Raw genomic sequence first — 8,910 nt, 5'->3', positions numbered from 1 at the left:
CGTCCCGATCCCGGTTAAAATATTTCTAGAAATAGTTGACAAAACAGACAAATAATAATATTATTTAAGTGATAAATATTATCAATGAAAGGTGTGTGAATGTATGTCTGTTAAAGTTGGTCAAAAAGCCCCCGATTTTGTTATGACAACCACCAGTAATATGGAAACTCTGGAGCATGTTGCCAAGCTGGAGGATTTTCAGGGAAAATGGTTGGTGCTATTTTTTTATCCGCTTGACTTTACCTTTGTTTGCCCTACTGAGATTCTTGGCTTTAACACAAGGCTGGCTGAATTTGAAAGTCTGGGAGCCTCGTTACTTGGTGTCAGTACCGACAGTGTATATTCACACCGGGCCTGGATCAAGTCTTCCAGAGGCGACGGTGGTCTGGGCGGCCATCTTAACTACCCTCTGGCTTCTGATATCACCAAACGGGTATCCCGGGATTACGGTGTTCTGATTGAAGAGGAAGGGATTGCCCTCAGAGGTTTGTTTATCATCGATCCGGATGGCATACTCCGCTACCAGGTTGTCAGCGATTTGAATGTGGGACGCAGTGTGGAAGAAGTGGTACGGGTCCTGAGTGCACTGCAAACCGGTGGCCTGTGCCCTATTGACTGGCACCCTGGCGATAGAACCCTCTAATACATATAACATCGATTAATAACAGATCCTCTCATCGTCATCTGCGGTGAGAGGATCTGTTTTCATATTTCTTTGTCAGAGCAAGCACTTCTTTCTCTGACATGACGTGATTAATGAAACTTGTTAAGTTTTTTGCCAATTCAATTTCTACCCACTCAGCCTGGAAGATAGCCTGTGCATCGGTGATTACCGTTATTGTCGGTCTTGCCTGTAATTTTGGCCTGGCTTCGGTGACAACACCAATAAAACCGCTATCAAGGACAACAAACGTTCCCAGCGGGTAAAGGGGTGCTTTGGCTAAGAATATATCAGCAATTTCTTTGTCCAGATAGGTTCCGCTCATAGACATGATTGCTTCATAAGCCTGATGTGGCAAGAGAGCCTGACCTTTTGGGAAGTCGGATACGATGGTGTCATAGGCGTCAGCCACTGCCGTAATTCGGGCATATTCATGCAGCTGCTCCCCGCTGATGCCGCGTGGGTAACCGGTTCCGTCCACCTTCTCATGATGCTGGTATATTACATGACTTGCAACGATGGAATAGTCACGGAGTTTCCGGGCGTATTCGAAGCCTTTGTGTGGATGATCCTCTTCGCTGACATTGCCATTGTCCAGAACCTTGCCGATATCGTGCAGTAAGGCGCCCATAACAAGTTCTTGCATCTTTGCCGAGTTATATTCCATATCACTGGCGATAACCGCGGCCAGTGCCGCCACATTAATACAATGACTGTAAACATAATCGTCAGCAGTAACGGTAGTATCCAGCCGGATGAGCTGGTTGCTCTTTACGGTTTCAATAATTGTTTTGGCCATGATATAAATGCTGTGTACATCGATGAGTTTCCCCTCTTTAGCATTGTCGAAAGAGGTTTTCAGGATTCTGATTGCTTCTGTTCTTTTATCTTCAGGCAGGGTTTCCTCATAGACTAACCCGATGCGTTCAATAATTGGGTTGGTTACAAATAAATTCAAAACACCAAGATTATGTATTTTTTTGATATAACTTGCGCTCAGGCGGATACGGCTGCCCAAGAGCACCCGGCCATCTGCGGTACACAGGCGTGTGTATGTAGTCATTCCTTCGGCTAAATTATTGATAGATACTTTTTGCATTGGTTCGCCTCGCTTATTTATAAGTTATCTTAACGCTGGGAATCTTCTGGGCATATTTCTTCGTTTCTACCCGATTTTACGTTTGAAATTAAATGGCATCAATCTGCAGACAGATTGATGCCAAAACGAATTACAATTAAATTGCAACCTGGCAGTCATAGACCATGTCCTTAGACCCATAGCTTTGCGTCCTTATCTTTCGGTAAGTTTGCCATCTATTCTCTTTTTTGTAAATTGATGTTACTTTATTATCTTAGTACTTTTATAATAAATTTGTCAAGAAATTAATTAATTCGACAAAATATGCTAATGTAGTTTGGCTAAGATTTTTGCTTAAGATTTTGTTGTGTATTCCGGTAGCTACCTCTCTGTTCTATTGACAGATCGGTGACAACATACTATCATAAAGAATACTTAACTAGTTAAGTATTTCGTATTGTATGAAGTAATATATGTGAACTTTATTTCAAGGAGTCAAAGTAACATGAAAAGCAATTTGCAGGACAAAAATGAAAAGTTGTGGACTAAAGATTTCTGGATTTTATTCTTTACTAATGGCTTGTTTTTCGCGGGGTTTCAGTTGTTGATCCCTGTTATTCCGCTATATGTCACCTGGCTGGGCGGGACAAGTGCCCAGGTTGGTTTGATTGCCGGTATTTTTGTATTCTCAGCAATTTTCATTCGTCTGTTTACTGATGTGGGGATTGAAAAGTTTGGAAAGAGATATTGCCTGTTTATTGGTATTATTATTTCCTTTTTGTCGGTGGCCGGGTACTATATCTGGACCTCAGTGGGCGGGCTGCTGGCAATCCGCATTATTCATGGAATAGGATTAGGTATTGCCACAACTTTTTATGCCACGATTGCCGCCGACATTATTCCAGCCTCCCGCTGCGGCGAGGGAATGGGGTATTTTGGTTTGGGAACAACCCTGGCTATGGCTGTGGCCCCGGCCGCTGGCATCTGGCTTATGAATGAATACGGCTTTGGCGCCGTTTTCTTGGTGTCTGCCGTATGTCAGATACATGCGCTTATCGGGGTATATTTTTGCGCTGTGCCAACAGTTGCGCAGGCTGATGGTTTACCGCAGGATGTAAGCCGGTCTTTACTGGAACGGTTTATGGAGAACGGGACAAGGTTTCCTGCGTTTCTTACCATGCTGTTCGGCTTTTGTTATGGGAGTGTATTGACCTTTATTGCAGTATTCGCTAAGGAGGCTAATATTGCAAATCCGGGATACTTTTTCTTGCTGGGCACGCTGTGCATGTGTCTGTCACGAGCTGTAACCGGAAGGATTTTTGACAGTAAAGGCCCTGTGTGGGTTATTCTTCCTGGGGCATTTTTATTTTTACTGGGGCTTGCGCTACTTACCACTACTACCTCTCTGTATATGATGTTGGTGGCATCAACATTTTATGGCTTTGGTGTAGGGGCCCTTTTTCCTGCCCTGCAAACCTGGATATTGAATCTGGTCCCGGCTAGTCGACGCAGTGGTGCAAGTGCAACTTTTTATAATGTATTGGATATTGGTGTTGGCGGGGGGGCTATTCTGCTGGGGATGCTGGCAGGGGTAACAGGCTATGCTTCGGTGTACATGTATTCAGCTGCTGCGATGTTTGTATTTTTGGTAGCTTACGGTTATTATTATATTGCTGATAAGAAAAGAGAAGTATTAGAAATGTAATGTCAGGAGGGTGTATGGAAGTAACCGAAAAAATCATTCACCAACTCTACCAGACTACCCGGATTATTTCTACAGGGTTGAACCAACAGCTGGAGCCGTGTGGTATTTATAGCTCTGAATGGGCTATTATCACAACCGTAAAAACCAAGGGGGCAATGTCCCAGAACGGGCTGGCCAACTATCTTAATATTGAACCGCCGGCCATATCTAAGAGCTTAGCCAATCTGGAGCGGAAAGGGCTAATAGAACGGCGGGAGGGCTGTGACAAACGCGAAAAAACAGTGTTTCTAACTAATGCGGCCTTGGGTCAATATGCCCATTGGGACGATATTGTAAGACAGCACCGGCAGCGACTATTGGCCGGATTATCTGAAGAGCGGCTCGCCAATTTACATGAGAGTTTAAAAGATATTTTCGCAAATGCGCAGCAGGCAAAGTGACGGGACTATTTGGTCGGAAGTACTGATTTTTGACGCAATAAAGTGCGTGAATGGTAGTGAGCGTTGTACAGGAAAAGCGCCTGGCGAGCCGTGTGGCTGCCAGGCGCTTTGTTTTCGTGAACGTTATATGTACTGCTTATTCGAAAACCACAATCGCATCTTTGCGTTTGATCCGCAGTAAAATAGTCTCCAATACCCGGAAGGCATGGTTTAGTTTCTCTGAGCCTAAGTAACCGGTAATCAGATCCTGGCCGATTACCAGATCAAGATTTTGTGTTTCGGTGCAGACTAGCACTGCTTTATTGGCGCCAAGAACCGGAGTTTGATACAGATTGCCGTCAAGCAGGCTTTTTATCCTGTCGCTTTCCAACAAGCCGGTATTAGCCTGGATACGCTGCAGCTGCATATATAGATCAGGGCTGACTGTCAGCGCGAATTTACCGACAAAACCCTTTGCTGTTAAGGTTTCCAGACCTTTAACTATATCGTTGAAGGAGTTTTCTCCCTCCTGCCAGTTTTTCTTCGTCAGTCTGGTCGAACCGGCAACGCTGATAAGCCCCTCATAGCCTAAGGCAGCATTACCGAGAAAAATCAGTTCGTCTTCTTTCTTGGAACAAATGGCGGCAGCACCGGCTGTACTTGCCAGATCCAGCGGCAAGCCAAATTGCTTGCTGTTCTCGATATCACGCCATGAAATATAAAAATCCTTATAGACCATCGGGATTTCGACAAATCGCCGGCCCTGTGTTTTTACCGGCGCAACCTCATCATCGCCAAAGAAACCGACTTCCCCCTGACCGGCTATGTCGAAGTCATCAACATGAATGCTTTGCACACCGGCTCCCAGGGGACCATATATTGTTATAAATTTGCGTCCGACAAGTGTGGCTTTGGCAGTTTTAACAACAACCTCATCAATTTTTCCCCATTGCTCTTCCGAAAACTGAGCGTCGTCCCGTAATAGAAACTCCATAGTACACTCTCCCTTATTTTTGAATTAAACTACCTACTGTAGCCTGAGCGGGAACACTTTTTTCCTGGCCGGCAGTTGTTTCGCCATTCAGGCCCAGTTCTTCCAGCATCTCTTGCACTTCCCCTTCACCGGCGGCAAAATGGCCCGCCTCTTCGGGATCCAGATATCTCAACAAGGCCATCAGTTCCCCGACATGGGCTTTTTCTTCATCACGGATATCACCGATTACTTTTTTTGCAACAAGGTCGTCAGTTGCCTGAATGTGAGCGTCATAAACATAAATAGCTTCCAGCTCTCCTGCAATATTCAGTCTGATTGCCTGAATAAGCTCTTCCTTGGTCAATTTCCTATTAACATTTCCCTGAAACGGATTCGCAAAATTTGGCATACTGTTAATCTCCTTTCTTTCACAACACAACTTTTAATTGATAAGACTAGGATTTCTTTATGCACGGTGCTTGGTAATAATAGGTCTAATTACCATAAGTCTACCATATTATTTAATAACAATCAATAAATGATAATAAATATCCGAGTGAATTCGGGGAAAAGTATTGTTGCTGAGGGTTTATTTGCCAGTATTCCTTAAGATCAGTTTGGTAAGTTCAGTTGCAAAAAACGGCAGTGGTGTCAGTACGATAAAGAGCAGCCAATGCTCAAAACTGGGCTCAACTGTCTTAAAGACAATATGCAGCGGACCGTAAACCGAGAGCAAAAGGAGCAATAGGGAAAACGCCACACCTGCGTTTAGATATTTGTTGCTGAAAACCCCTAGTTGAAATACCGAGTAATACTCCGACCGGGCGGCATAGGAGCAAACCACCTGGGTTGTAATAAGCGTAATGAAGGCAAAGGTCCGGGCGATTTCCAAGCCGCCATTATAGGCATGGAGACCGTAGTAGAAGGCCCCCAAAACAGTAAGCGCCATAGACAGGCTTTGAATGACGATCATAATCTGAAAATTTTTGGTCAACAATGGTTCGTTCGGGTCGCGTGGCTTAATGTTCATGACATTGGGTTCCTTTTTTTCTACGCCAAGAGCCAACGCCGGAAAGGCATCTGTGACCAGATTGACCCATAAGAGTTGAATGGGGAGCAGGGGAATCGGCCAGCCCAGCGCGATGGCAAAAAAGATAACCAATATTTCAGCAGCATTGCAGGACAAGAGGAAATAGACAAATTTGCGGATATTGGTATAGATAACCCGCCCTTCCTCCACTGCCGAAACAATTGTAGCAAAATTATCGTCAGCCACCACCATGTCGGCAGTCTCTTTGGTGACGTCAGTACCAGTTATGCCCATGGCAACACCAATATCGGCTTTTTTAAGTGCCGGCGCATCATTGACGCCATCACCGGTCATGGCGACGATTTGATGATTGCTGCGCAACGCCTCGATAATGGCCATTTTATGCTCTGGCGATACCCGGGCAAATACGCTGGCTGATTGAACAAGCTGCTGCAACTCTGCTTTGGACAAGGTGTCCAGTTGGCTGCCGACGATCGCCTGGCTGTCGCCGGTGGCAATCCCCAGGTCTTTGGCAATGGCCAGCGCTGTATCCGGGTGATCGCCGGTAATCATAATCGGACGGATACCAGCGGTCCGGCACACGGCGACAGCCTCGCGAACCTCAGCGCGGGGCGGGTCGATCATCCCTAATAGCCCGATGAATATCAGCCTGTTTTCTGCTTCAGCAGGATCAGTAACAACGGGGAGCACGTCCCACAGGCGGTAGGCTACCGCCAAAACCCGCAGCGCCTGTGAGGCCATTTCCCGGTTGGCGGCAGCAACCTGAAGTTTTGCTTCAGGCGTTAAAGGTTGAATAATTCCATTAACAACAATATGCGTGCAGCGGCTGATTAATACGTCAGGTGCACCTTTTGTATAAGCCAGGAGGTTGCCGTCAACCTGCTGGAACGTTGTCATCATTTTTCTGGTAGAGTCAAAAGGGATCTCCTGGAGGCGGGGGTATTCGGACAGCAGTGCCTGCTGGTGGTAACCGCCTTTTTCGGCGGCAACCACCAGGGCACCTTCAGTCGGGTCACCGACAATGTGCCAGCTGCTCAAATCGGCCGTTTGCTTAAGCTGGGCGTCATTACACAGCACGGCTCCTTGCAGCAATCGGACCAGATCGTGTTCTGCCGGAATTTCCACCGGTTGTTCATTTCGCCGGAAGTCGCCTGCCGGGGTATAGCCTTCACCGCTAACGGTATACGTCTTTTCTAATGTATAGCATTTGACCACTGTCATTTGATTCTGGGTGAGTGTCCCTGTTTTATCTGAGCAAATCACAGAGATGCTTCCCAGGGTTTCTACCGCATGCAGTTTTTTCATAATCGCACGCTTTTTGGCCATGCGCTGCATGCCAAGTGCCAGTACGATGGTTACAACGGTGGGTAAACCCTCCGGTATTGCGGCGACAGCCAGACTGATGGCTGTCATCAGCATCAGCTGAACCTCGGCCAGTTCCAGTACACCATCACTGTAGCTGTTATAAATACCCATAGCAAAGACGGCGGCACAAACGACAAGGCAGATATAGCCAAGCAGTTTACCGAACTCAGCCAGCTTTTTTTGTAGCGGTGAACTTTCAGTCTCTACAGTTTGTAACATTTCAGCGATTTTGCCAATCTCTGTACTCATTCCGGTGTCTATGATAATACCCTTACCCCGGCCATAGGTTACAACCGTACTCATAAAGCCGATATTATGACGGTCAGCCAAAGCCGCGTCAGCGTCAATGGCCTCCGTGCTTTTGTCAACAGGTACTGATTCGCCGGTGAGTGACGCCTCTTGCACTTTGAGATTGAAGGATTCTAAAATACGCAGATCACCCGGAATATAGTCTCCGGCTTCCAGCAGAACAATATCGCCGGGGACCAGTTCTTTGGAGGGAAGTACGGTAATTTCGCTGTCGCGGAGGACTTTGGTTGTGGGAGCGGACATTTCTTTCAGGGCTGCCAGGGCTTTTTCAGCCTTGGCTTCCTGAAATACGCCAAGAAAAGCATTTAACAGTACGATGGCGATAATAACAATAGAATCGGCAATTTCGCCGACCAAAACTGAAATTAAACTGGCGGCAATAAGAATCAACACCAGAAAATCTTTAAATTGGTTGATAAATTTTTGCCAAAGCGGTTCCCGCGGCTTTTCCTGTAATTCGTTATAGCCATGCACCGCAATCCGGTCAGCTGCCGCAGCGGTGGATAAGCCTGTGGCAGCATCTGATTGCAGCAAGGAAGTCACTTCCACGGAAGTTAATTGATGCCATCGCTTTTTCATAAAATTCCCTCCCATAATTTATTCCATCCTTACCGAGCGCAGTTCAAAAAGGAAAACTGCTATTTTCCTCGTCCAGTATCCTAAAGGCCCGGAAAGAATAGCTCAAGAAAACAAATGAGGAGATACCGGGAATAAGACACAGGCCGCCGGCAATGCTACCCCAAACAATTTCCAGCCACTTGCCGGTCTTCTTTTCTAACAATACGCCCAGGGAAATGGTGGCATAGGACCAGAGATAGCGCCCCCAACGGATGATTTCCTCGGTTTCTCCGATGTTCCGGTAGTCTGGTACAATTGCTGCAATAACCTGGGCTAAAATAGCAACAACAATATTTAATAGTCCTACATAACCTGTTATCCGCGCCCATTTCCAGTTCATCATTTTAATGACTGTGTATAACAACCTGTGCTGCATTCACTATGTACCTTCCCAAAAAGGTTCATCAGATTCACCCGTCCTTTCATGTAATGTTTTATATAAAAAGACCTTGCCTTAAAATAAGGCAAGGTCTTACCAACAACATAAAAGTTGCCAACAAAGCCGGGAATCGTACCGCACTGACGACTTTGTTGTAAAGGTTACTCCCCTTGGGCAGGATTCAATTATAATTTAATTATAGCGAGCCAAATAAAGGAAGTCAATTGAAGCTAGTACGTTTCTTGTAAAAGGAAAAACTACTGTTTTTTTATACCCGGTCTTCTTGTGTATGGGCGATTATAGATGTGGTAAATCGACATTGACAATTGCCCGCTATGTATAGTATATTAAG

Annotated in this window: 8 protein-coding genes and 1 riboswitch; of the genes, 3 read left to right on the top strand and 5 right to left on the bottom strand. The window is 45.8% G+C overall.

The window, feature by feature from the left end:
• Nucleotides 1–103 precede the first annotated feature (103 nt).
• Nucleotides 104–643, top strand: a complete 540-nt coding sequence (locus VN379_RS23480) for a peroxiredoxin (RefSeq protein ID WP_325538406.1) — start codon at nt 104–106, stop codon at nt 641–643.
• 37 nt (nt 644–680) lie between these two features.
• On the opposite strand, the gene VN379_RS23475 is transcribed toward VN379_RS23480, so the two are convergent.
• Nucleotides 681–1,760, bottom strand: coding sequence for an HD-GYP domain-containing protein (locus VN379_RS23475; RefSeq protein ID WP_325538404.1), 1,080 nt, complete (start codon nt 1,758–1,760; stop codon nt 681–683).
• Nucleotides 1,761–1,899: 139 nt separating this feature from the next.
• Nucleotides 1,900–1,983, bottom strand: a riboswitch (cyclic di-GMP riboswitch).
• 261 nt (nt 1,984–2,244) lie between these two features.
• Between VN379_RS23475 and VN379_RS23470 the strand changes: the two genes are divergently transcribed.
• Both VN379_RS23470 and VN379_RS23465 read left to right on the top strand, forming a co-directional pair.
• The gene (locus VN379_RS23470) at nt 2,245–3,444 is read left to right on the top strand and encodes an MFS transporter (protein ID WP_325538402.1); all 1,200 of its coding nucleotides are present in this window, start codon (nt 2,245–2,247) and stop codon (nt 3,442–3,444) included.
• Nucleotides 3,445–3,458: 14 nt separating this feature from the next.
• Nucleotides 3,459–3,884 (top strand): MarR family winged helix-turn-helix transcriptional regulator, encoded by a 426-nt coding sequence (locus VN379_RS23465; protein WP_325538400.1) that lies wholly within the window; start codon nt 3,459–3,461, stop codon nt 3,882–3,884.
• 136 nt (nt 3,885–4,020) lie between these two features.
• Here the strand turns inward: VN379_RS23465 and VN379_RS23460 are convergent, their stop codons facing one another.
• From VN379_RS23460 to VN379_RS23445, 4 genes are all read right to left on the bottom strand, one after another.
• Nucleotides 4,021–4,857 (bottom strand): family 1 encapsulin nanocompartment shell protein, encoded by an 837-nt coding sequence (locus VN379_RS23460; RefSeq protein WP_325538398.1) that lies wholly within the window; start codon nt 4,855–4,857, stop codon nt 4,021–4,023.
• Between the two features lie 13 nt (nt 4,858–4,870).
• On the bottom strand, nt 4,871–5,245 hold the full coding sequence (locus VN379_RS23455) for a demethoxyubiquinone hydroxylase family protein (protein ID WP_325538396.1): 375 nt from the start codon (nt 5,243–5,245) through the stop codon (nt 4,871–4,873).
• 180 nt (nt 5,246–5,425) lie between these two features.
• The gene (locus VN379_RS23450) at nt 5,426–8,140 is read right to left on the bottom strand and encodes a cation-translocating P-type ATPase (protein ID WP_325538394.1); all 2,715 of its coding nucleotides are present in this window, start codon (nt 8,138–8,140) and stop codon (nt 5,426–5,428) included.
• 43 nt (nt 8,141–8,183) lie between these two features.
• Entirely contained in the window at nt 8,184–8,555 is a 372-nt protein-coding gene (locus tag VN379_RS23445; protein ID WP_325538392.1) for a hypothetical protein, read from the bottom strand.
• Between the last annotated feature and the right edge of the window lie 355 nt (nt 8,556–8,910).

Origin of the sequence: Sporomusa sp. (genome assembly GCF_035561255.1) — a bacterium.
Taxonomy (GTDB): Bacteria; Bacillota; Negativicutes; order Sporomusales; family Sporomusaceae; genus Sporomusa.
This window is presented reverse-complemented; position numbering and strand designations above follow the sequence as displayed.

Bases quoted from the DNA above. Each gene is read 5' to 3' on its own strand.
- VN379_RS23455 (WP_325538396.1), bottom strand. From the start codon at position 5,245: ATGCCAAATTTTGCGAATCCGTTTCAGGGAAATGTTAATAGGAAATTG.
- VN379_RS23460 (WP_325538398.1), bottom strand. From the start codon at position 4,857: ATGGAGTTTCTATTACGGGACGACGCTCAGTTTTCGGAAGAGCAATGG.
- VN379_RS23445 (WP_325538392.1), bottom strand. From the start codon at position 8,555: ATGCAGCACAGGTTGTTATACACAGTCATTAAAATGATGAACTGGAAA.
- VN379_RS23450 (WP_325538394.1), bottom strand. From the start codon at position 8,140: ATGAAAAAGCGATGGCATCAATTAACTTCCGTGGAAGTGACTTCCTTG.
- VN379_RS23465 (WP_325538400.1), top strand. From the start codon at position 3,459: ATGGAAGTAACCGAAAAAATCATTCACCAACTCTACCAGACTACCCGG.
- VN379_RS23475 (WP_325538404.1), bottom strand. From the start codon at position 1,760: ATGCAAAAAGTATCTATCAATAATTTAGCCGAAGGAATGACTACATAC.
- VN379_RS23470 (WP_325538402.1), top strand. From the start codon at position 2,245: ATGAAAAGCAATTTGCAGGACAAAAATGAAAAGTTGTGGACTAAAGAT.
- VN379_RS23480 (WP_325538406.1), top strand. From the start codon at position 104: ATGTCTGTTAAAGTTGGTCAAAAAGCCCCCGATTTTGTTATGACAACC.